Raw genomic sequence first — 23,486 nt, 5'->3', positions numbered from 1 at the left:
TCAACGAATTGTTTTTCTGTAACATCTGCGAGATGGCAGGGGAATTTTTCCTTGACTAGCGGAGTCAAAAGTAGTATCTTCCTCATCCAAATTGAAGCTTGTCAAGCATCGCCGCCTTTGTTTAAAAGATTCATAGCGGCGGCCGACTTTCGGGGAAGATAAATGACAATCGCGCTTTTGCGATTAACGGCTGATCCGTTCTGACATTTACTCTTTGCACTCGAAATGGATGCTATAAAAAAAACAGAGACATTGACCGAGCGTGAACGGCTGGTCTTGAATTTGATCGTCGAGAATTTCGTGCATAGCGCCGTTCCCATTGGGTCGCGCATGATTTCTAAAAAAGTCGGGATGACGTTGAGTCCCGCCACGATTCGCAACGTGATGGGCGATCTCGAGGAGCGCGGATATTTGACGCATCCGCACACCTCGGCCGGGCGCGTGCCTACGGACAAAGGCTATCGCTTTTATGTCGATTCTCTCATGGGCGTCGAGGCTTTGTCGGAAACCGAAAAGCAAAAAATTACGGATCAACTGACGCGCGTATCGAAGGAGGTGGACGTTATTCTCGACGCCGCTTCGCAAGTGTTGGCGCGCGTTTCCAATCAGCTTGGCGTCGTGCTTTCGCCGCGTTTTTTTCAAGGCATCTTCGATAAGATCGAATTGGTGCCGATCGCCGAGAAAAAAGTCTTGATGGTGCTCAGCATCAAATCCGGCCTGGTGCGGACGATCTTGTTGAAGATGGAGGCGGAAGTCTCGCGCGAAGTGCTGGAACAAATGGCCGCGGTGATCAACGAACGTTTGCACGGCTTGAATTTGCAGGATATGAAGCGCACGCTGGACGATCGCATTCGCGACCTCGATGTGCCGAATGCGGAGCTGGTGCTCACCGTGGCGCAATCGATCATACCGCATCTGGATCGCGCCGGGCATCGCAGCTTTCATTTTGGCGGCACGAACAATATCATGGTGCAGCCGGAATTTTTCGACCAGCAAAAGCTTTCCAATGTGCTCAATTTGCTCGAAAGCAAGGAAATTTTGATTCACCTGTTCGAGCACAACGAAACGATGGGTGATTTGTCGATTGCCATCGGAGAAGAAAATCGTGATGAATTGATCAAGTATTGCAGCTTGATTACGACGTCCTATCATCTCGGCAGTGTTTCGGGAACGCTGGGCGTGCTCGGCCCGACGCGCATGCATTACTCCAAAGTCGTGTCGTTGGTGGATTTCATGGCCAAGGCCCTGAGCAATATTTTAACCGAAGAAGTGAGCGGCGGAGGGGCGAGCAACTAACCCCGCCTGGCCCAGCCGATCTCTATCGGGGGCGAAGCCGTGTTCGCTAGACAGAAAAATCTAACTTCATCAAACCGTAAATACGCTATGAACAAGGATACTCAAGATAATCTCGTGGAACAAGAGCAAAAACCGAATGAATCCGAGGCTCTTGAAGAATTGACCGAGGTCAAAAGTCCTGCGCCCGGCGGCAACGGCCATACGGCTGCTCCAGAGGTTGCGGCAGAGGCCGCCGCGGAAGAAACCAAAGCCGGCGCCGCCGCGGACGCGGGCGGAAACGGCGACAGCTTTTTTGATGACAGCCATGCCGAAGAAGCGGCAGTTGAAGAAGGCGCCAAAAAGTCAAAGCTGTTTTCGCGGCGTAAAAGTGCGAGCGCCGAGTTGGAAAAGCTGAAAGTCGCAAACGAAAAGCTGGTCAGCGAGAACGAAGGTCTGAAGGATCGCTACCTGCGCCTGGCGGCCGAGATGGAAAATTTTCGCAAGCGCACGGATCGCGATTTCCAAAACCGGCTGCAGCATGCGTTTGCCGGATTGATCACCGATCTATTGCCGATCATCGACGATCTCGAACGCCCGTTGCAGACGAAAGACGAGTCCAGGGACTATGAGAACCTGTTGAACGGGATGCAGTTGATTCATCAAAAGTTCGTCAAGGTTCTGGAGGAGCGCGGGGTGAAGGCCATGAAGACGCTGGGCGCGGAATTCAACCCTGTCTTCCATCAAGCGGTGAGTGAGCGCGCGGTCGCTGGCAAGCCGGGCGGCCTCGTGGTTGATGAGTTGCAGCGCGGATATTTGTTCAATGAGCGTGTGCTGCGAGCGGCGCAAGTTATTGTGAGCAAGGAAGATTCCGGTTCCGAGAACGAAGCAACTTAGTTTTGCGGTAAGAACTCACCTATGGCCAAACGAGATTATTACGAAACGCTCGGTCTGCAAAAGAATGCGTCGGATGACGAGATCAAGAAAGCATACCGCAAGCTGGCGATGCAATATCATCCTGACCGCAATGCCGGCGACAAGGCGGCGGAGGAGCAATTCAAGGAAATCGCGGAAGCCTATGAAGTTTTGCGCGATCCGCAAAAGCGCGCCACCTATGACCGGTTTGGCCATGCTGGCCTGCGCGGCGGAACGGGCGGGGGGTATCGCGATTTTGAATTCGATTTGTCGGATGCCCTACGCACATTCATGTCGGAGGGCATTTTCGGCGAATTTTTTGGCGGCGGGCGCGCTCGGCGCCGCGGCGAAAGCCCGCGCGGCAGCGACTTGCAGGTACGTTTGAATCTCACGTTGGAAGAAGTCGCTACCGGCGTCAGTAAGAAACTCAAAATCAAAACCTTCGTGCGCTGCACCACCTGCGATGGCTCGGGCGGCGCGACAGGCAGCAAGCCGGTTACATGTCCGTCCTGCGGCGGCGCCGGCGAGATTCGCCAGCGCTCCAACACGATTTTCGGGCAATTCATCAATGTGACGACCTGCCCGCAATGTGAAGGCGAAGGCAAGATCGTCAAAGAAGTGTGCCACTCCTGCCGGGGGCAGGGCCGGGTCGAAGGAGAAAAAACCATCTCCGTGGAAATCCCACCGGGCGTATCCTCCGGCAATTATCTCACGATTCGCAGCGAAGGTCCGGTCGGGCCGCGCGGCGGCGCGCCTGGGGATGTGATTGTGTTGCTGGGTGAAAAGGAACACGATAAGTTCGAGCGTCACGGCGATGATATTCTGTACGAATTGCCGGTCAGCATCACACAAGCGGTGTTGGGCGATCACGTCACGATCCCCACGCTGGAGGGCGAAGCCATTTTGGAGATTCAGGCGGGCACGCAATCCGGCAAGATTTTACGCATGCGCGGCAAGGGCATTCCGCATTTGAATGGTTACGGCAAAGGCGATCAACTTGTGCGCGTGTTAATCTGGATTCCGACGAAATTATCGGCGAAAGAGCGTGAAGCCTTCAAAGAGTTGGCAAAATTCGATGGCCTGAAGCCGCCGGAGGACAGTCGCAGCTTTTTTCAGAAGATGAAGGAGGCGTTTACGTAAATTGGGAGGGTGGGCCATGTGGGGATTCACGAAACAGCAGCAGCGCGCCACGCTGTTTTTGCTGGTGACATTCGGCGCCGGGTGTTTGCTGTTGTATTATCGCAAACAAACGCCGCCGCCCGCGCCCGATCCGCAGCAGGTCGCAATTTTGGAAGCTTTTGCACACGCGGTGGAATCAGACACCGGCGCGGCGCCCATCACGATGGCGCTCATGGATTCTTCGGGTGCAACACCGTCCCGGGAAGCGCCGAAGCGGGTCAATCTTAATACTGCTACGCTGGACGAATTGATCCGATTGCCCGGCATCGGGCCTGTGATGGCGCAACGGATCTTGCAGGCGCGTGAGGCGAACGGCAAGTTTACCCGCGTGGAAGAACTGGCGCGCGTAAAGGGCATCGGCAAAAAGCGGATGGCCGAGCTTAAAAGAGTTGTGACGGTGGAATAATGCGCCGGGAACGCAGGATTTTCTTCGGCAAAATCGACTGATTGTTGATAGTTTAAGACAATGTCCATGCACCCGGCTGTCAGGAATTCCATGCAAGTGGCGCGAGACTGTTGAAAAGTTGCAATTTTGTAAAACCGCATCTGTTGGTATCGTGACGTGAAAGAGTGGATAGATTATGACGGACGCTTCAACGCAAGGGATTGTGGGTGTCAGTATCCGTGATACGGCGCTGCGTCTCACGGAAGTTTCGCGCGCCAATCGTGAAATCAAAGTGACCCGGTTGGCTCAAGGGCGGGCGCGTGTGCCTTTGCATTTTTCGTCTTTTAAAGACGCATCGCTGATAAACAAGTTCGCGGAAGACATCAATCGGTTGTATGAAGTCTCCGACTTTCAAGCGCGGCACGCCGTCATCTCGCTGGATTCAAGCCTGGTGGCGATCAAAAAAATTCCGGTGGACGTGAGTTTGAAAGGCGCACGCCTGAAAGATCATGTCGATTGGGAGGTCGAGCAATGCGTGATCAATCCCGTGGCCGATTACAGCGTTGCCTATGAATATTATGAGCCGGGCCGCGAGCAGGAAAATGCCGAAGTCGTCGTCGCGATCGTACGGAAAACCGTAATCAATTTTGTGAAGGACATTTTTCACAACACCGATTTGCGCTTGCGCGCGGTTGACGTCGACGTATTTGCCGCGCAGCGCGTGGTGCAAGAGAATTACCAAGCGCCGGAGAACGGCTTCATCGTCCTGGTCGATGTGCGCAAAGAGAATTTGCAGATTTCGCTGCTCAAAAATGACAAGTTCCTGGTGGCGCAAGACATTGACTATTCGTTGGAAGATCAAAACGATGCGGCGCACATGGATCATGATTATCTGGCGCGCGTCATCTTCAAAGAGTTGCGCCGCCTGATTCTGGACAATAAAATCGGCAAGGATGTGGAAGACATGAGCGCCATTTATATTTACGGCGATCATGTCACGGCGCGCATGGTGGAGACGCTGCAAAACGGCCATCATCTCCCCATCGAGCGTGCCAACCCCTTTCTACGGCTGAAAACGGCGAATTTGGCCGGAGCTTCTGCCTGGCAGGATAATCCGGAAACGTTTATGACGTCGGTTGGCGCCGCTTTGAAAAAATTGTAAATCATACCTCATCACATTTATCATCGAGTGGAGGCCGGTAATGGTCGACATTAATCTATTAGGAGACGACGACAATAGCGAGGATCGCCAGCGCGAGGAAAATTATGCGAAAACGGTGAATCTCGAGGAGCCCACGCGGGCGACCGAGAGCGGCACAAGCTCCTTTGGCCGCGAAACCGTAGGCGCGAGTTTTCAGCGTGACACCGTCGGCTCGTCCTTTTCTCGAAAATCTCCGGAAAATTACGGCGAAGGTTCCTCTTCACGCACCAAAGCTTATCTGATCGTTCTGGGCTTGATTCTCGCTGCGTTGACGGCAGTCTTTTTTATGATTCCGCGCGGCGGCAACAAAACCCAACAAATCCCGCCCATGCAGACCCTGCCGGAAGAAGATCCGCTGGCCATGGGCGAGGCCACCGGCATCGATTCTGCCGCTGAAATGAGCGTGCCGCCGGCACCCTCCGGTGAAGAGGCGCTCGCGCAGTTGTCGCCGCGCGAGCAGGAGGTGATCGCTTCCACCCGCACGGGCATGTGGGCCGTGATGTCATTGGTGCGTTCGTTCGCCGCTCCCAATCAATTTACGCTGATTACCTATCACGGCGATAGCAATAACCGCTTCCTGGTCGAGTTCCTCTCACCCTCTTCCGACGTGACCAGCAGTTTGACCAGCGCCATGCAAGCGAATGTTTCGCCCAGCGATCTGAAAACCGTATCAGAATCCGAGCAACCGAGCACCGGCGGCGCCATGCGCAAGGTTCTGGTGGCCGGGGCTATGGATGCGCGCGCTGGATTGGCGGGCTTTCAAGGCACGCTCAACCGTCTGGGCAGCGAGCAGTTTTCCACCTGGCTCCGCGATTTGGCGCAGCAGCAGGGTTTGAGCATCAAGAACCAGCGCGCCGGGCAAGCGAGCGGCGCGGGCGTTCCCATGCAAATTCATGTTGCCGGCTCGAACGCCGGGGTGCAGGCCTTCATGCAAGAATTCATGAATGCCAACCCGAATGTCTCCATCACCAAAATCATCCTGTGTCCGAGCGATCACAAAACGTTCAGCGATGAGAATTTGGATTTGGTGATGAATTTCAACCTGGTCGAGATGCTGTAAGCGCATGCGAGTGATCGCCGGCACGCGGAAGGGGCATCTCCTGCTGACGCCGGCCAGCCGGCAGGTTCGCCCCACCAGCAGTCGTGTTCGCACCGTTCTGTTCGATGTTTTGGGCCGGGGCATGGCCGGTGCGCGCGTGTTGGATGTATTTGCCGGCGCCGGCGGGTTGGGAATCGAAGCATTGAGCCGCGGCGCGGCGTGGGTCGACTTTCTTGAAAAGAACCGGCAGCACGCCCGTCTTATTCAAACCAATTTGCACAAAACGCATCTCGAAGATCACGCGCGCGTGATGGTCGATGATGCGTTTCTTTTTTTGGCGCGCCGGGCGGACGAGCGCCCGCCTTATGATTTGATTCTGGCTGACCCACCGTATGATTTCAGCGGCTACGATCGACTCTTGCAATTGATCACCGCGAATCCTATTCTTACACCGGCCGGTCTGCTCGTGCTGGAAACTTCTTCCCGCATTAATCTGCCGGCTCCACCTCCAGGACTGCAATTCCTGTCGGAGCGACGCATTGGTGAAACCAAACTGCTATTCTACCGGCGAGAATAACGATGAAACTGGCGATCTATCCCGGAACATTCGATCCAGTGACCAACGGCCACCTTGACATTGTCGAGCGTGCGGCCATGTTGTTCGATCAGGTTGTCGTTGCAGTGACCACGAATTCCGCTAAAAATCCGATGTTCAGTGTGGCGGAACGGCTCGAGATGTTCCGGGAGGCGACGCGGCATTTTTCCAACGTGCGCGTTGAAAGCTTTTCCGGTTTGTTGGTGGAATATGCCGCAGGCCGGGGCGCGAGCGTGCTCATTCGCGGCCTGCGCGCGATTTCCGACTTTGAGTATGAATCGCAAATGGCGCTGATCAACCGCAAAATTTCACACGGCATGGACACGGTATTTTTGACGGCGAACGAGAAATACACGTATTTGAATTCCACCATCGTCAAGGAAGTCGCCCGCTTCGGCGGCGATGTGACTTGTTTTGTGCCGGCGGCGGTGAATGAACGCATCCGGCAAAAGCTGGCGCAAGCATGAATTTTTTGGAAACTCTTCAGGCGCGTGCGCGGCAACGTCCCCGGCGCCTCGCTTTTCCGGAAGCGACCGAGCCGCGAGTCTTGCGTGCGGCAGCATATTTATCCGAACAGCAATTGGCGCATCCCGTTCTGATCGGCGAAGCGGATAAGATTGCCGCGGCGGCGCAACAAAGCGGCGTTTCCTGGCAAAACCTTGAAATCGTCGCGCCGCGCCAATATCCTGAAATTCATGTCTGGGCCGCGCAGCATCATGCGGAATTTCAGCACAAAGGCCTCACCTTCGAACAAGCCCTTGCCAAATTACACGAGCCGGTTTATTTTGCTGCGGCCTATGTCAAAGCCGGCAAGGCCGAGGGTTCGGTGGCAGGTTCGGTTTATTCGACTTCGGAAGTTTTGCGCGCGGCGCTGCAATTCCTCGGCATCGCGCCGGGCATTTCACTGGTGTCGAGCACGTTCGCGATGGTGTCTCCGCAAAGCGGCAAAGTCTTGACGTTTGCGGATTGCGCTGTGGTGCCTGATCCCTCGCCGCAACAACTCGCGGAGATTGCAGTAACGGCAGCGACCACGCACCAAAAGCTGACCGGCGAAGCGCCCGCAGTTGCCCTGCTGTCGTTTTCAACCAACGGCAGCGCCCAACACGCCCGCGTTGAGAAAGTCCGGGCCGCAACTCAAATCGCGCAGCGCCTGCGCCCGGATTTGAGAATTGATGGCGAGCTGCAAGCCGATGCCGCTCTCGTACCAGAGATTGCGCAACGCAAAGCGCCGGCAGGCACGATTAAGGGTGAGGCAAACGTTTTAATCTTCCCCGATCTCGATGCCGGCAATATTGCTTACAAGCTCGTGCAGCGTTTGGCGGGTTACGACGCCATTGGCCCGATTTTACAGGGCTTGGCGAAGCCCGCAAATGATCTTTCCCGCGGCTGCTCGGTGAAGGATATTGTCAATGTCGCGTGCATTTGTTCGATCATGGCCGGAGAAATGCGATGATTTAAGGAACCAGAATAAAACAACTTTTTCATATCTCAAACCGCGAATGAACGCTATTATGCGCGAATTTGAAAAATATTAGCGTACATTCGCGGTGATTAGCGGTCGTAGGAAATGGGCATGTTGTTTAAATGGCATTCCCCCAAAATATTGTTGATTGAATCCTTCATTTAAGTCTTAAAGGCCCATGCAATTTCAAGAATCTTCCTTCTGCCAACGCATTCAACCCTCCGAAACGCTTGCGATCACCACGCTGGTTGCCGAACTGCGCCGCCGGGGCAAGGCTGTTATCGATCTCGGCGCCGGCGAGCCGGATTTTGACACGCCCGAAGAAATCAAAGCCGCGGGCATTGCCGCGATTCGCGCCGGCAAAACCAAATACACGCCCAATGTCGGCACGCTGGCGCTGCGCGAAGCCATTGGCAATCATCTCAAGACGATCAGCGGCGCGAATTATACTTCGCATCAAATCGTCGTGTCCAACGGCGCCAAACAAGCGATTCACAACGTGCTGCTCGCGCTCTGCAATCCCGGCGATGAAGTGATCGTGCCGGTGCCGTATTGGGTCAGCTATCCCGAACAAGTGAAGATGGCCGGCGCGACGCCGGTAATCGTTGCCGCCCAGGAAGCAGACGATTTCAAAATCTCGCCGCAAGCGCTGGAGCAGGCGATCACGCCCAGGACGAAACTGGTATTGCTGAACAGCCCGAGCAACCCGACTGGCGCGGTTTATTCGAAAGAGGAATTGCAGGCGCTCGCTGAGGTGATCCGGCGCAAACAAATCTTCGTGCTTTCGGATGAGATTTATATCAAACTGGTCTACCGCGAGGTGCAGACGTGCAGCTTGGCGGCGTTTCCCGAGTTGCACGATCAGTTGATTCTGGTAAACGGCTTTTCGAAAGCTTATGCCATGACGGGCTGGCGCCTGGGCTACGTTGCTGCGCCTGCGGCAATTGCCAAGGCCGTGGCGAAAATTCAAAGCCACACCACTTCGAATCCGTGCTCGATCTCGCAAGAGGCCGGATGCGCCGCGCTTGCCATGAATGAGCAAGAATTGCTCGCGATGCGCCACGAGTTTGAAAAACGCCGCGACTTTGTGCACGCCGCAATCAATCAGATGCCCGGGCTTTCGGCGCGCCTGCCGGGCGGGGCATTTTATATTTTTGCGAACATAGCGCCGTTGCTGGGCAAAACGTTTGCCGGCAAAACCATTGCATCTCCCTCCGATCTGGTGCATCTGTTTATCGAACACGCCGGCGTGGCGCTGGTGGGCGGCGAGGCCTTTGGCAGCCGGCAACATGTGCGCCTCTCGTATGCGAATTCGATGGAGAACTTGCAAGCTGCCATGCGGCAACTGGGTGACGCAGTCGCACGGATCGCGAATATCTCCTGACCACGCAGGAATCGTTTGATGTGAGTGGCTTTGTTCGGCCAGCCGATTTGTCCCAATCCGTACAGAACGTTTCTCTCTCCTGTTTGTCATCACATATCCCAGCGTAGAAATAATTGCCAGTTAACGCCATTGTTTAATCTTACTAAAACTGGCAAGGGGATTGTTATATCCGATTCACTGCCGGGCGTTTTTTCTTTGGCCACGGAGGAATACGGATTTTCACCGATCATCAAACAGGAAATGATCATGAGAAAATTTACTTCGCTTCTTTTCGCATTCATTCTGGCGCAAGCGGCTTTTGCCCAAGCGCCGGCGACCTGGCAAACCGCGTTCAATCAACTGCAGCCCAAACTGCAGAGCATCAACGCCCAAATTTTGAGCAGGTGGGACGGGCAAAAACACGGCACCGCCTTTAGCGAAGATTTGTCGCTCGCCAACAGCAATCGCGGATATGAATTGATCAATCCCGCGACGCAGTCGCAATTGCTGGCCGCGATTGACAGCATGCTGTCGGCATTCGAAATGGTCGGCTTACGCGCGATCGGCCTCACCATTCAATATCCGATGTTCGTAGAGGGTTTTCCCAATCGCGATAAATACATTCAGTTCTATGAAAATGTCGTGCAATTGGCGCGAGCGCGGCACTTCACGATTTTGCTCGGTTGCCAGGCTACATTTGTCGATTCGGTTTTCGGTGAGCCGAATTTGACCAATGATGTGAAGAATTTTTATATTGGTTTGAACAGTACACGCTACAAAACAGAAAAGATGCAAATGCTGCAAACCATCATCGACCGGCTGGCGCCCGACTATCTCACAGTCGAGATGGAGCCGCAAGCCATGACGATCAATCTGTTGCAGTTGGTGGATTTTCAGGCGGACAGCATGGCGGCTTATACCGAGTATTTTCTGCGGCATGTGAATAAAAAGAACACACAGATTGGCGCCGGCGCGGGCACGTGGGATGATTTTGTTTATTTCGAAAAGCTGGCGCAAACCGGCATCGATTTTATTGATTATCACATTTATCCGCCGCATTTCAGCTACTTCGATGACGTGGTTTTTAGAATTGATTCTCTCGCCAAAGCGCACAACAAAGAGCTGGTCATCGGCGAGGCGTGGTGCTACAAAGCCACCAATGGTGAGATGACCAATATCACCAATCCGGTGGCGACGAGCGCAGAGATCTATTCGCGCGACATGTTCGATTACTGGGTTCCAATCGATACGCTATTCATCAAAGCGCTGGTGAATCTTTCCCACTTTTCGAGAGTCAGAGTCACCTCGTTTTTCTGGCCAACGCTGTTGTACGGTTATCTGACCTACAATCCCGCCATTCATGGGAACATGTCTTTTTCCCAAAAATTGCGCAGCGGCCAGCAAGCCGGTTTTCAGCGGATGCTGCAAAAACAGCTTTCTCCAGCCGGCGCATTTCTGCAAAAGCAAATTGCCGCCGCGACCGCAGTTACAGAAAAGCCCGCGGAACGCCCCGCAGGTTTTGCATTGGCGCAGAATTATCCCAATCCCTTCAACCCCAGCACCGTGATCAGTTTTCAATTGCCCGTGAACAGTCGTGTGACGCTGAAGGTGTTTGATGTGAATGGCCGCGAAGTGGCGACGCTGATGGATGGAGAAATGCCGGCGGGAAATCATACTGTGACGTTCGCGCCGTGCGATTTGGCCGGCGGGCTATATTTCTACAAAATCACCGCAGGAAAATTTTCTCGGATACGCAAGGCGGTTTTTGTAAAATAAAGCCTTAAGGCGCTCAAAGTTAGAACAAAATTCTGAAAGTGTTTCGCCCACTGAGTGAAATCCCACCGAAAAGGCTTTTTCCTTTCTGTGGCCGTTCCACTTCTGTGGGCGATGCTTTCAAAGCTGCTCGAAGAGTTTCGATTTTCAGCTTGTCTGAAAATCGGGGTAGATTGTTACAAGAAAACTTTGCAATTTTTCGTTGTAAAAAGTACGATTCAACAACCTTTCGAAGGAAGAGCACGATTCCGCATTGGCTGCAAAAAGCTGCGCTCACATTTTTGGGAGGCGTATGAAGGATCTGATTCATCACGGCTGGGCAGTAAAGCCGCAGGTTCTGTTGCTGGCCATCGCGGCAGTCCTGTTCACGACCGTCTTAATCAACCAATGGTTTTTTCCAGCAGGTGCCTGGAAGCCCATTGCGCGCGCTAGCGGCGGTTGGCTCAACGCGACTTTCCAAGCCGGTTGGATATCGATAATGGTCATCGCTGGCGCCGTTATCATGCTCGTGGGTAGACTGCGCCCGTTTCACTTTGGTATTGATCTTTCCAAACTCGGCGCCGGGTTGCTTTATGCCGCAATGATTTGGCTTTTGCTCAACGTGTTTTTTCTTGCCTTCGCGCTGGCCGCCAACACGGCCGTGCAATTTGATCCTTCCTGGAGCGAGCCAGGCGTGCGCTACAAGATCAGCGAGTTTGCCGGGCAGATTGCCGGCAATGCGCTCGCGGAAGAAATCATCTATCGCGGATTTTTTCTGGCGCAAGTTTTGTTACTGCTCCGAACTCGTTTTGAAAAAAGGCCGTGGCTTTGGGCGGCATTGGCTATTTTGTTCAGTGCTGCGATTTTTGCCGTTTCGCACGCGCCCAATCGCATCTGGCAAGGGCGATATGATTCGGCTCTGGCGATAGTCGGGGATCAAGCCGGGCTGATGTTCGGCGGCTTGTTCTTTGGCTGGCTGTATCTGCGCACGCAGAATCTTTTCTTCGTCATTGGCGTGCATGCGCTGGTCAACCGCCCCACGCTTTTGCTTGCGCTGCCGGAAAACGCTTTGCCGCCCGCCGTGGTGGTTAATACTCTCGCCTTGCTCGTGGCGCTCATCTGGAACAAACTCCCGCGCGTTGAGGCGCGAGCGATGAAAACCTGAATGTCCGTCTCAGTCCTTTTGCTGAAAATGAAGCAGACCGTTAAGCAGACGGCAAGCGGGTCTAGAGGCGGGAGTGTATTTCTTCGTTTTTTCATTTTGATGCCGATGCAAATTTTCATAAATTCAGCGCGATAAAATTTATTCAGCATTCGGGAGTCGTTTATGCCAACGTATGATTATGATTGTTCCTCATGTGGACAAACCACGGAACTTTTTCAAAGCATCTCAGCGCCGCCGCTGGAAATTTGCCCGCGCTGCGGCGGCAAAGTGACCCGCCGCATCTCCGGCGGCACCGGCTTGATTTTCAAAGGCTCGGGGTTTTATTTGACAGACTACAAAAACGCATCGAGCAAGGACGGTTCCGGCGCAGCGGGAAAAACCAAAGAGGGCGCTGCCGGCGACAAATCGAACAATGAGAGTAAAGACAGCAAGACAAGCAAAGAGAAAAGCGCCGGCGAGGGTGAGAAGAAGAAAGCAGAGTCGCCGGTCAAGCCCGCGGAATGATATCTGAACGCGTTTTTTCATGTCATCGTATTTCGCCTGATTTGATGTTTGTCATTCAATGAGAAATCATGCCACACCTCGGATTGAATAGTGACGTGCAAGCCGGCGGCCACCGCTTTCACGTCCAGACCAGCCATTCCGCCAGCAACGGCAAAATCATTTCGCATATCTTCGATCATGGGCGCATCGTTGCGCAGCGCGACGTGCCGGTAAGCGGCGACGCGGAAGATGCGCAGCTTTCCAAAAAACTGCACGCCGTGCACCAGGACATGGTGGCGGAGATGGAGTTGTTGTTTCATATCTCGGAAAAAGTGCGGGAGGTGAAACATCCGCTTTCCTGCCTCAAGCTCGGCCAGCTTTTTCTCGAAAAAAATCTGCTCGACGACGCGATTGCCGCGCTGGAATTGGCGCTGACGCTGAACATGGATTCGCCCGATGCCTACAATCATTTGGGCAATGCCTACCTGCGCCGCGGTGATTATACCAAAAGTGAAGAGGTGCTGCGCGCCGGTCTGGCGCGCGCGCCCAAATATGCGGACACCTATTGCCAGCTCAGCGCGGCCTATCTCGAACAGGAAAAATTTTTCGAGGCGATTCAGGCGTGCGAGACCGCACTGCAGATCAATCCCAAATTTCTGCGGGCGCATCTGCATCTGGCGCTCACGCTGTTGACCAGCATCGTCGTGAAAGCGCCGCAATCCCAGCCTCTGCCCGCGCAAGTCAAGCGCATTCAAGAGCAGCTCGGCAAGCTGACGCATGCGTTGCCGCCTTCGAAAGACACCTCGCACATTTTCAAATGCGCCGAGCATCTCACCAAGAACGAATTCAGCCGCGCGCTGGCGGAGTTGCAGGCGATGCGCGACGAAATGCAGGCCGAGGTGCTGACCAACTCCGAGAACGAGTTTTATTTGAAATTCATGTACGGCGGCAAGGGCCGCGACGACGCGTTCGTGCAGCGCTATACCGACAATTTGCGCGAGGCGATTTCGGATTATCCCGATTACGCCGATTTGCACAATCATCTCGGCATTGCCTATTTGATTCAATGCCGCAATTTGTTTTTGCGCGCGCTGGAGGAATTCCGCGAAGCGCTGCGCATCAATCCCAAATTCAAGCGCGCGGAAAAAAATCTCAAACTCACCGAGAACGACGGCAAGGGCTTTTTGATTCTGCTGCGCGCGTTGTTTAAATGATCAAAACGGATTTTCAGACAGGCTAAAAACCCTGGTCTTGCCGCACGGCAGCTTCAAAGGTCTCGGCCACAAAAGTGAAAATCCCACAGAATACAGAACCAAAAGCAAAAGACTTTTCGTGGGATTTCAATTCTGTGGCCGAATTACCTTTAGAAATTTATTCTGACTCTGTTTTCTCAATTTGCTCATTGCGTGCATCGACACCGCTTTGATTGTTGCGTTGAACTTGAGCCTTCAACCTATCTGGTGCCGAAAAAATGTACGCAACGGCTCAGCCGTTGCTGAGCGCCGGGATATTGTCAGAGTCTGTCACGCCCTGAGGCATTTCAAATTACGCATGTTTCATCCGTGATACTCCTTGGATGGCTTTGCATCTTCCCCCGCCGCCGCCAACAGCAATTGCCTTCCCTAACTTCAGTTGCGCCGTTAAATTTTTGCAAAAACCGCGAGAGCGCCTCACTGGCTTGGGTTTTGCATTCAAATGCGCTGGTTAATGAAAATTAAAATCTTAACAGATGTACTCGTGTCTCACCCCGAAACAATGTCACTTTGTTGATACATGGAGAGGAGTTATGAATCATCCTCGCGTCATTTCCTTCGCAATGGTTGTGTTTCTGGCTGGTGCGTTTGCCCCGGCATCGAGCCAAAACACCCAACGCAGCACCACGCTCGCCGAGGCCACGCCGATCAACGTGCGCGCCCTCGCCAAGCAGCCAGGCGAGGTTTCGCTGTATGAAATCTCGTTCACCACAAAGGATTCACTTGATTCCCGCGCTGAAATCGTGCTGGAATTTCCCTCCGGCCTTGATTTGAGTTTGCTGCGCCTGGCCAGCTCGACCAGCATTAACGGCGGGTTCAAGTTGACGCGCGACCGGAATGTCGTGCGCGTGCAACGCACCGGACTCGGCGAGGCCGTGCCACCCGGAAAAAACGTCGCGTTGCAGCTCGGGTTGATCAAGAATCCCGCGCAGCCCGGCAGCAATGTCGAAGTCGCCATTGAAATCCGTTCCGCGGCGCAAACCGTGCAAGTGGCCAAAAAAAATTATCGCATTGAATTCTAATCTTCGGTTCACCGTTCGAGCATTTTGCTCGATGGGTATGCGGCTGGCCTCAAACCGGCAAGCGCGCCTGCCCGGCGAGTGCAGCGCCCGGGCGGTTATCTGAACGTTCTAATCTTGGTGAGATCGGTAATGCAAGTCATGAATGTTGACGCGCAGCAGGCAAAGACGAAAACGTGGCATGCGCTGAGTTTGGCGCTGATGCTCGCCGTGGCGCCTGCCTTTGGACAAGGAAGTCTAACCCAGGTCAGAGTGACGCCCTCGGACACCACCGCCGGCAAGGGCGCGCTTTACCGGATCAGCTTCATTACGAGCTTGACTGGCGGCGCCGGCGGCATTGGTATTCCGGCGAACGGCAAAATTCGCCTGACGTTTCCGCCGAGTTTTGTGGATTCGACCATCACCGCAGCCTTCAACGACAGCGGCCTGACCGGGGGCTATTCCGTGATTGCGGACACGAATCACGCGGTCACACTCACGCGCGACGGCACCGGCGCGGCGCTGGCGCCCGGCGACACGGCAGTGTTTAGCCTCGCCCTCGTCTATAATTCGACACTGGCGGACAGCTTCCGGATTTTTGTGGAAACGTTGAATGCCGGGGGCGTGCAAATCGACACAGCGCGTTCGGCATATTGCGTGATTACTCCAGCGCCGCTGCATCATTTCACCATTGACAGCGTGGCCACGCAAACCGCGGGCGATTCCTTCAATATCAATATTTCTGCGCGCGACATTTATGAGAATCTGGTTAAAAGTTTTAAGCAGCGCGTCACACTGAGCCTAAACGCGGATTCGATCAAACCGGCATTGAGCGACACGTTTTTGCTGGGGCAACGGACACAGAAAGTTGTCATTGCGAAAGCAGGCTTCGGGCGCATCATTACCGTGCGCGACAACTTGAATCACGTGGGCAGCTCGAATGCGTTCACCGTGAATCCCGGGGCGTTGCACCATTTTGCCATTTCAAACATTTCAACCCCGCAAATTGCGGGCGCCGGATTTGCAGTGACGATCACGGCGCAAGATTCCCTGAATAACACCATTCCAACATTCGCCGGGCCGGTCACGATTTCCGATCTTACCGGAACCGTGACGCCAACCTCCAATAGCGGCCCCTTTAGTCTCGGCGTGCGCACCGAAACGCTGCGCATCATGCAACCCGCGGCGAACAATCGCATCACGGTTACCGGCGGCGGCAGAACCGGCCAATCGAATTTGTTTAATGTGAATGCCGGCGCGCTCGATCGTTTTGAATTTTCGCTGATTCCCGTCTCGCAGACTGCCGGCAATACGTTTTTGTTTTCCGTCACCGCAAGAGATGCCAGCGGCAATGCCATTCCCCACACCGGCACGGTGACGTTGACAGACAATACCGGCACGTTAAGCCCCACCAGCGTTGTGTTCTCCGGGCAAACCTCGCAAACCGTCAATGCTGTGATTACCAAAGCGCAAGCCGGCGTGGTGATCACCGCGAGCGGCGCCTTGAAAACCGGGCAATCCAACAGCTTTACCGTCAATCATGCTGCGCTTGATCGCTTTGACGTCACCAACACTTCTGACTTGAATATTGGCAGTCAAACCGCGGGAACGGCATTCGCGATTAAAATTGTTGCGCAGGATCAATACAACAATATTGTTGTTTCGCATTCCGGCGCGGGCAGCGCGGTAACGTTGTCCAACACAACCGCCAGCATTGGCCCGACGAGCAGCGGCAATTTTTCCGGGGGTATCCTCGCCTCACAAAGCGTAACGATCACGAAAACTGCCAGCGCGGATGCCATTACGGCAACGCATACTGCCAGCGGCACAAACGGCGTCTCGAATAATTTTGCGGTGAATGCCGGGGATTTGGCGGACTTCCGCATTGCGCCGGTGGGCAGTCCGCAGACTGCCGGAGTCGCGTTTCCGCTGATCGTCACGGCGGTTGATGCGAATGAGAACATTGCCACCAGTTTCACCGGCACGGTGGATATTTCCGTAAGCGGCGGCGGCAGCATCTCTCCCGCGACCAGCGGTAATTTTGTGGCGGGCGTGTGGAACGGCAGCGTGAGTGTTTCGAATGTCGGCGTGAGCCGCCAGATTACGGTTTCCGATGGCGTGCGCAGCGATGTTTCGAATGCCTTTGAAGTGACGGCGAGCGGCATTGATCGTTTTGTGATTGATACGATCCCCAATCAAACTGCCGGGCAGAATTTTAGCCTGACGATTCGCGCAAAAGACGCGAATAATAATGATGTGTTATTCACCGGGCCGGTAACATTGACCGACAATACTGGCACGCTTGAGCCTGATAGTGTGACTTTCACGAATCAAGCTTTTGTGACGATCAGCACGGCAAACATCACAAAAGCGCAGAGCAATGTGGTGATCAATGCCAGCGGCAGCGCCAAGCCGGCGCAGTCGAACAGTTTTAATGTCACGCATGCGGCGCTCGAGCGTTTCGAGGTGATCAGCGCTGCCGGCGGCAATATCGGCAGTCAGGTTGCCGGGACGAACTTTGCGATTAAAATTATTGCGCGCGATGCGTTCGCCAACCTCGTCACCAACTTCAATAGCAGCGTAACACTTTCCAATACAACCGCGAGCATAACGCCGACCAGCAGCGGTAATTTCACCAACGGCGAGCTGGCTTCACTCACGGTTAACATCACTAAAACCTCCAGCGCAGACGCGATTTCGGTGAGCGGCGGCTCGCCCGCGCGCAACGGTAGCTCGAATAATTTTGCGGTGAATGCCGGCGCATTGGCGGATTTTCGCATTGCGAATATTTCATCACCGCAAATCGCGGGGGTGGCGTTTCCGCTGATCGTCACTGCGGTTGATGCGAATGAAAACACGGTGACCGGCTTCACCGGCACGGTGAGCATTAGCGTGACCGGCGGCGGCATTTCGCCGAATGCGAGCGGCAATTTCATCAACGGCGTGTGGAACGGCAGCGTCAGCATTTCGAATGCCGGCGCAAGCCGGGTCATAACGGTTTCAGGCAGCGGCTTCAATCAAGATTCCAACCCCTTCACGGTGAATGCCGGTGTGCTCGATCATTTTGTGATCGACCCCCCCATCACCTCACCGCAAACCGCCGGACAAAATTTCAGTGTGACCGTGCGAGCGAAAGATGTCAATAATAATGATGTTTTGCACAACGGCACGGTGACACTGACGGATAATACCGGTACGCTGACCGCTTCGAGTTTGGTGTTCGCAAATCAAACGGCGCAGACCATCACGAATGCACGCATCACCAAGGCGCAGGCAGGCGTGGTGATCACGGCGAGCGGCAGCGGCAAGGCGGTGCAGTCAAATGCCTTCACGGTTAATCCGGATTTGTTGCATCACTTCAGCATCACCAATACCAGCGGCAATCCCATCGGCTCTCAGACAGCGGGCACGCCGTTCAATATCCGTATCACGGCGCAGGATCAATTCAATAATACCATGACCGGTTTTGTGCAAGCCGTCACGATCACCGATTTGAGTTCGCCGCCAATCAATATCACTAGCGGCGCCTTCAGTGCAGGCGTATTGACCTCACAAAGTATCACGATATTGAAGGCGCGCACGGACAATCAATTGACGGTTAGCGGCGGAGTCCCTCCGGTCAACGGTATGTCGAGTCTTTTTAATGTGAATCCGGCGGCCCTTGATCACTTCACGATCGACCCAATAACTGATCAAGCCACCAGCGCGCCGTTTACCATCACGTTGCGTGCGATGGACGCCAATGAAAATCCTGTTACGAGTTTTGCAGGCACGGTGTCGATCTCGGACTTAACTGGAACGATTACGCCCACGAGCAGCGGCGCCTTTGTTAGCGGCGCGCGCAGTGAGAGCGTGACCATAACGCAGGCACGCACGGCCAACCGCATCGAGGTAAGCGGCGGCGTGCCGGCACGAACCGGCGCATCGAATAACTTCAATGTGACGGCAACGACCATTGATCGTTTCGAAATCAGCACCATCGGTAATCAAACTGCCGGCACCGCCTTTCCCGTCACGATTATCGCAAGAGACGCCAGCAACAACATCGTAACCGGTTTCAACGGCACGGTGACGGTGTCGGACATAACCGGCTCGATTACACCGGTAACGAGTAATCCCTTTAGCGCCGGGCAGTTGGTGCAGAATTTCACGATCACCAAAAGCGCAGTGAATGATGTTCTCACCGTCACGGGCTTGGGAAAATCAAGCAGTTCGAATGCGTTCAACGTGAGCCACGCGGCGTTGACCAAATTCGCGATTGCCCCGCTTTCGGATCAAGTGGCCGGGCAGAGTTTCCCTCTCATTCTCACGGCGCAGGACGCGTTCGACAATCCGGTGACGAGCTTCACAGGTACGGTAAGCATTGCCGTTAACACCGGCACGATAACCCCGACCACCAGCAGCGCTTTCAGCGCCGGCACGCGCACGCAAGTCGTAACCATTCCGCAAGCGGGAAACAGCAAACAAATCACGGTTAATGACGGCGCCGGGCATCTAGGCACCTCGAATCAATTCAACGTCAATGCCTCCGGGTTGGATCGTTTTGTATTCTCGGAGATCGGCACACAGGCCGCCGGCGCGCCGTTCAGTTTTACCATCACCGCCAGAGACGGCAGCGGTAACGATGTCAGCTTCAATGGCACGCTCACGCTTTCGGAAGCGACCGGCACGCTCTCGCCCGTGTCCGTGCCGATGAACGGCACGACAGTGACAGTGCCGAATGCCGTGCTCCTTAAAGCGCAAAACAATTTGACTCTCAACGTCAGCGGTGGCGGCAAAACCGGTGTGTCCAACACCTTCAACGTGACGCCCGGGCCGTTGCACCGTGTGCGCGTGGTGGAAATTAATGGGACAGAGTTGTTTGCCAGAACGCTGAATGCCGATCAGACTCTACCGGTGCGCGCTGCTGGCTATGATGTGAACAATAATTATATCGCGGATCAAACTGTTACCTGGTCGGTGCAGCCCAGCGGCATTGGCGTGGTTTCACCGGTGAGCGCCAACGCGACCACGTTCACAGCACAAAAAACCGGCACGGGCCGCATCGTGGCCGATCACGCCAGCGCGATTGATGACAGCTCGGGCGTGATCACGATCACGGATGGCGCGCCTTATCGCGTAAAAATCCTGGCAGGCCTCTCGGGTGAAACCAGTCCGGTGACGACGCTGAATTTGACGACGGGCGGCACGTTTGACATGCACGCAGCCCGTTTCGATGTTGATGACAACTATATTGACGATGTATCTGTGACATGGACGGTGACCGGCGGCATCGGCAGTTTGAATCCGGCCTCCGGCATATCGACGCGCTTCACGGCGAACAATGCTGGCAACGGCCAGATCACCGCAGATCATGCAAGCTTGATCGATTATTCCACCGGTACAATCACGGTGAATGCCGGCAATCTCGCGTTTATTCGGATTGTTGAAGGGCCAAACGGGCCGGGCAATCCCGTCGGCAACCGGAATTTGACCACGGACGGGTCGCTGAAAGTGCATGCTGCGGGTTATGACGCGCAGGGCGTCTATCTCGGCGATGAATCGGTGACCTGGCTGGTGCGCAACGGCATCGGCGTGGTAACGCCCACGGTGGGCACCTCGACGGATTTTGATCCGCGCACGCCGGGCAGCGGACGTATCGTTGCAGATCACCCTGATCCCTTAGTGCCGAATGACAGCACTGGCGTGATTTCCGTAATCCAGGGCACGCCACAGCGCATCAAAATTTTGAGCAATTTTTCGGGCAACACTCTAGAAGTTTTGCCACAAACTGTTTCTACCGGCGCAACGTTGCCCGTGCATGCCAGCCGTTTCGATAATGACAATAACTATATCGACGATGTGAGCGTGAGCTGGACGGTGAGTGGCGGCATCGGCACCTTGAGCACCTCGGTCGGCCCGACCACGACGCTGACCGCGGTGACACCCGGCTCGGGCGTCATTACCGGCACACATGGCACATTGGGAGCGGCTTCCACCGGCACGATTACCGTGCAGTCCGGCAGCTTGGCGCGCATTCACATTGTGCGCGGCTTGAGCGGCAATGGCCAGCCCCTCGGCGATCTTAGTCTCACCACCGACGGCACGCTGGATGTGCATGCCGCCGGTTATGACATCAACGGCAATTATCTGCAAGATGAGATTGTGAATTGGAGCGTCAGCAACAATCTCGGCACGTTTAGTAACTCGACCGGCACCTCCACGACATTAACCTTGCGGCGTCCGGGCCAGGGCAAAGTTTTCGCGGATCATGCTTCGGTCGCGGATGATTCCACTGGCGTGCTTACGGTTACCGAAGGCGTCTTGCATCACATCAAAGTTCTTGCTGCCGGAACCGGCAATACGCCGGTGGTGGAAGACGATTCACTCACCACAGACGAAAGCCTGACGGTAAAAGCGGGCGGATTTGATGCGGATGACAATTACCGCGGCGATGTTTCAGTGACATGGACAGTGACCAACGCCATCGGCGTGTTGGCGCCCACGACCGGCGTGACAACTACCTTGAATGCAACAAAAGTCGGCGCAGGCCAAATTCGCGCGACGCATGCGATTGGCACAGATTTGACGGGCACGATCACCGTCACTCCGGGCGCGTTGAATTATGTCAAAGTGGTGGAAGGCCCCTCCGGTTCGGGCGTTGAGTTTGGATCTCGGACGATTACGGCTGACGGCGAATTGCCCCTGCATGCGGCGGGTTATGATGCCGACAATAATTACATCGACGATCAAGTTGTGACGTGGTCGAGCGCAGGCACGCTGGCGCCGGCGGTTTCTGCCACCGGCAAGGCAATCGTTTTTCAGCCAACCCGGGGCGCAACGAATGGCTCAATCAATGGCACGATTCGCGCCACGCATGCGGTCGGATTTGATACCACCGGCACGATCACCGTGAATGTGGGCGCGCTCAAGCGCATTGCCGTGCTCAGCGGTTTGGTTGGCGAAACCTCGCCGCAGGGTGACGTCACGTTGAATCCCGGACAGACTTTGCAAGTGCATGCCGGCGGTTTTGACGGCGACAACAACTACATCGCGGATGAAGCCGTGACCTGGAACGTGGACGGCCCCATTGGAAATTTGAACTCAAACAGCGGCACCTCCACGACGTTCACCGCGCAAACCGAAGGCACCGGCTCGATTCGTGCGGTTCATCCCAATGCCGCCATCGGCAGCGCCAACAGCGGCGCGATTCGCGTCAATCTCGGTCAAGTGTCGCGCATCGTTTTACGCACTGCTCCCAACAATGGTGGCCAGGAATATCCGGGCCAAACCATGACTGCCGATCAGCAGATTACGGTTTATGCCGCTGGTTATGACGTTGGCAACAACTATTTGGGCGATGTTTCGGTAACCTGGTCGCGTACCGGCTCGCTGGCGCCGCCGGCCAGCGGCACCGGCTCATCCTTCACCTTTTCGCCGACTGCCGCTGCTGCTGACGGCTCGGTTAATGGCAGATTGGTTGGAACGTACGGCCCGGGCATTTTCGATGAAACCGGTTTGATCACCGTTTTTCCGGGCGTGCCGAAAGGGAGCATCAGTTTGACGCCGGTTCCGTCTAACCTGCCGGCTGACGGCGTTGCCACCTCGGTATTCACCAGTTCGATCATAAAAGACGGCGATGGCAACGATGTCGGCTCCGGCAAATTTTTTACCGTTTCGATTTCGCCCACTGCGTTTGGCTCCATCGTCGAGCCGGATGCCGACAGCGAAACCGCCGGCCATCAAATCACTACCAATGCTACCAGCCGTTTGCAATTCACGTTTCGCGCGGGCACGCTGGGCGGCCAGGCGACGGTCAACGTCTCTGCCGGCTTGAGCGCGAATGGCAGCCAGCAGATAACGCTCGGCAGCTTGAGCATTACGAGTATTTCGACCAATCCGCAGTTTGTCACGCAAGGCCAGAGCGGCATTAACGTCAGTATGGCCGTGCAGAATTTGGGCACCGCCACGATTCAGAATATCATCGGGAATTTGACTTTTCTAGGCACGGTCGATCGTACGTCTGATTACAGCGTGACTGCGGGCGCGGGCAATCCGAACCAAATTTTAGGCAATACGTCTGCGACCTTGTCTTTCACTGTTTCGGTCAATCCCGGTGCGGCGCTCGAATTGATTACGCTGAACGGCACGATTGCGGGCGACATCAGCGGCACGCCGGTGAGCGCCAACAATGCCGGCAATAAAGATACATGGACCGTGCAGCGGCCGGCGAATTTGACAGTACAATCGGTGACGGCAGTGCGTGATACCGTGTCGCGCGGCCAGACAAATCTCGCAGTGACGGTGCGCATTGCCAACAATCTCGGCATTAGCAATTCCGCCGGTGCTACCGTTGACAGTGTGCGCTTGCACTTCCGGCAAGGCCCGCTCGACAAAACCGGCGATTATATCGTTGCGGCCAACGCCGGCAATCCTACGATTATT

Annotated in this window: 16 protein-coding genes; all 16 read left to right on the top strand. The window is 54.9% G+C overall.

Annotation, left to right across the window (positions count from 1 at the left end; genetic code table 11):
* The first annotated feature begins 225 nt into the window (after positions 1 to 225).
* Positions 226 to 1,296, top strand: coding sequence for a heat-inducible transcription repressor HrcA (hrcA, locus tag FBQ85_03745; protein ID MDL1874270.1), 1,071 nt, complete (start codon positions 226 to 228; stop codon positions 1,294 to 1,296).
* Positions 1,297 to 1,383: 87 nt separating this feature from the next.
* Complete coding sequence (locus FBQ85_03740; protein MDL1874269.1) at positions 1,384 to 2,169, top strand: nucleotide exchange factor GrpE; 786 nt, start codon at positions 1,384 to 1,386, stop codon at positions 2,167 to 2,169.
* Between the two features lie 21 nt (positions 2,170 to 2,190).
* Entirely contained in the window at positions 2,191 to 3,327 is a 1,137-nt protein-coding gene (dnaJ, locus tag FBQ85_03735) for a molecular chaperone DnaJ (protein ID MDL1874268.1), read from the top strand.
* A 16-nt stretch (positions 3,328 to 3,343) separates the two neighbouring features.
* Complete coding sequence (locus tag FBQ85_03730) at positions 3,344 to 3,772, top strand: ComEA family DNA-binding protein (protein MDL1874267.1); 429 nt, start codon at positions 3,344 to 3,346, stop codon at positions 3,770 to 3,772.
* Positions 3,773 to 3,947: 175 nt separating this feature from the next.
* On the top strand, positions 3,948 to 4,913 hold the full coding sequence (locus FBQ85_03725) for a hypothetical protein (GenBank protein MDL1874266.1): 966 nt from the start codon (positions 3,948 to 3,950) through the stop codon (positions 4,911 to 4,913).
* A 40-nt stretch (positions 4,914 to 4,953) separates the two neighbouring features.
* The gene (locus FBQ85_03720) at positions 4,954 to 6,012 is read left to right on the top strand and encodes a hypothetical protein (GenBank protein ID MDL1874265.1); all 1,059 of its coding nucleotides are present in this window, start codon (positions 4,954 to 4,956) and stop codon (positions 6,010 to 6,012) included.
* A gap of 4 nt (positions 6,013 to 6,016) precedes the next feature.
* Positions 6,017 to 6,568: a 16S rRNA (guanine(966)-N(2))-methyltransferase RsmD gene (gene rsmD / locus FBQ85_03715; protein ID MDL1874264.1), complete on the top strand. Its 552-nt coding sequence runs from the start codon at positions 6,017 to 6,019 to the stop codon at positions 6,566 to 6,568.
* A gap of 2 nt (positions 6,569 to 6,570) precedes the next feature.
* On the top strand, positions 6,571 to 7,053 hold the full coding sequence (gene coaD, locus FBQ85_03710) for a pantetheine-phosphate adenylyltransferase (GenBank protein ID MDL1874263.1): 483 nt from the start codon (positions 6,571 to 6,573) through the stop codon (positions 7,051 to 7,053).
* A complete protein-coding gene (gene pta / locus FBQ85_03705; protein ID MDL1874262.1) occupies positions 7,050 to 8,039 on the top strand; it encodes a phosphate acetyltransferase in 990 nt (329 codons plus the stop codon). The genes coaD and pta overlap by 4 nt, the downstream gene beginning before the upstream one ends.
* Before the next feature lie 187 nt (positions 8,040 to 8,226).
* Complete coding sequence (locus FBQ85_03700) at positions 8,227 to 9,432, top strand: pyridoxal phosphate-dependent aminotransferase (protein MDL1874261.1); 1,206 nt, start codon at positions 8,227 to 8,229, stop codon at positions 9,430 to 9,432.
* A gap of 195 nt (positions 9,433 to 9,627) precedes the next feature.
* Positions 9,628 to 11,187 carry a T9SS type A sorting domain-containing protein gene (locus tag FBQ85_03695; protein MDL1874260.1) on the top strand — a complete coding sequence of 520 codons (1,560 nt, stop codon included), beginning with the start codon at positions 9,628 to 9,630 and terminating at the stop codon, positions 11,185 to 11,187.
* 289 nt (positions 11,188 to 11,476) lie between these two features.
* Positions 11,477 to 12,328 (top strand): CPBP family intramembrane metalloprotease, encoded by an 852-nt coding sequence (locus FBQ85_03690; GenBank protein MDL1874259.1) that lies wholly within the window; start codon positions 11,477 to 11,479, stop codon positions 12,326 to 12,328.
* 162 nt (positions 12,329 to 12,490) lie between these two features.
* Entirely contained in the window at positions 12,491 to 12,832 is a 342-nt protein-coding gene (locus FBQ85_03685) for a zinc ribbon domain-containing protein (GenBank protein MDL1874258.1), read from the top strand.
* A gap of 68 nt (positions 12,833 to 12,900) precedes the next feature.
* Positions 12,901 to 14,025 (top strand): tetratricopeptide repeat protein, encoded by a 1,125-nt coding sequence (locus tag FBQ85_03680; protein MDL1874257.1) that lies wholly within the window; start codon positions 12,901 to 12,903, stop codon positions 14,023 to 14,025.
* Between the two features lie 572 nt (positions 14,026 to 14,597).
* Positions 14,598 to 15,086 (top strand): hypothetical protein, encoded by a 489-nt coding sequence (locus FBQ85_03675; GenBank protein ID MDL1874256.1) that lies wholly within the window; start codon positions 14,598 to 14,600, stop codon positions 15,084 to 15,086.
* Positions 15,087 to 15,215: 129 nt separating this feature from the next.
* Positions 15,216 to 23,486 (top strand): hypothetical protein (locus tag FBQ85_03670; protein MDL1874255.1); only part of this gene is annotated, 8,271 nt, incomplete at its 3' end.

The organism is Cytophagia bacterium CHB2, from assembly GCA_030263535.1.
In the GTDB taxonomy this organism is placed as follows: Bacteria; Zhuqueibacterota; Zhuqueibacteria; order Zhuqueibacterales; family Zhuqueibacteraceae; genus Coneutiohabitans.
The sequence above is the reverse complement of the archived record's forward strand: the minus strand, read 5'-3'. Positions and strand labels throughout refer to the sequence as shown.

Excerpts from the sequence above, each read along its gene's own strand:
- FBQ85_03690 (MDL1874259.1), top strand. The coding sequence starts at position 11,477 with ATGAAGGATCTGATTCATCACGGCTGGGCAGTAAAGCCGCAGGTTCTG.
- dnaJ (MDL1874268.1), top strand. The coding sequence starts at position 2,191 with ATGGCCAAACGAGATTATTACGAAACGCTCGGTCTGCAAAAGAATGCG.
- pta (MDL1874262.1), top strand. The coding sequence starts at position 7,050 with ATGAATTTTTTGGAAACTCTTCAGGCGCGTGCGCGGCAACGTCCCCGG.
- FBQ85_03720 (MDL1874265.1), top strand. The coding sequence starts at position 4,954 with ATGGTCGACATTAATCTATTAGGAGACGACGACAATAGCGAGGATCGC.
- hrcA (MDL1874270.1), top strand. The coding sequence starts at position 226 with ATGGATGCTATAAAAAAAACAGAGACATTGACCGAGCGTGAACGGCTG.
- FBQ85_03740 (MDL1874269.1), top strand. The coding sequence starts at position 1,384 with ATGAACAAGGATACTCAAGATAATCTCGTGGAACAAGAGCAAAAACCG.
- FBQ85_03700 (MDL1874261.1), top strand. The coding sequence starts at position 8,227 with ATGCAATTTCAAGAATCTTCCTTCTGCCAACGCATTCAACCCTCCGAA.
- FBQ85_03725 (MDL1874266.1), top strand. The coding sequence starts at position 3,948 with ATGACGGACGCTTCAACGCAAGGGATTGTGGGTGTCAGTATCCGTGAT.
- FBQ85_03685 (MDL1874258.1), top strand. The coding sequence starts at position 12,491 with ATGCCAACGTATGATTATGATTGTTCCTCATGTGGACAAACCACGGAA.
- coaD (MDL1874263.1), top strand. The coding sequence starts at position 6,571 with ATGAAACTGGCGATCTATCCCGGAACATTCGATCCAGTGACCAACGGC.
- FBQ85_03675 (MDL1874256.1), top strand. The coding sequence starts at position 14,598 with ATGAATCATCCTCGCGTCATTTCCTTCGCAATGGTTGTGTTTCTGGCT.
- rsmD (MDL1874264.1), top strand. The coding sequence starts at position 6,017 with ATGCGAGTGATCGCCGGCACGCGGAAGGGGCATCTCCTGCTGACGCCG.
- FBQ85_03680 (MDL1874257.1), top strand. The coding sequence starts at position 12,901 with ATGCCACACCTCGGATTGAATAGTGACGTGCAAGCCGGCGGCCACCGC.
- FBQ85_03730 (MDL1874267.1), top strand. The coding sequence starts at position 3,344 with ATGTGGGGATTCACGAAACAGCAGCAGCGCGCCACGCTGTTTTTGCTG.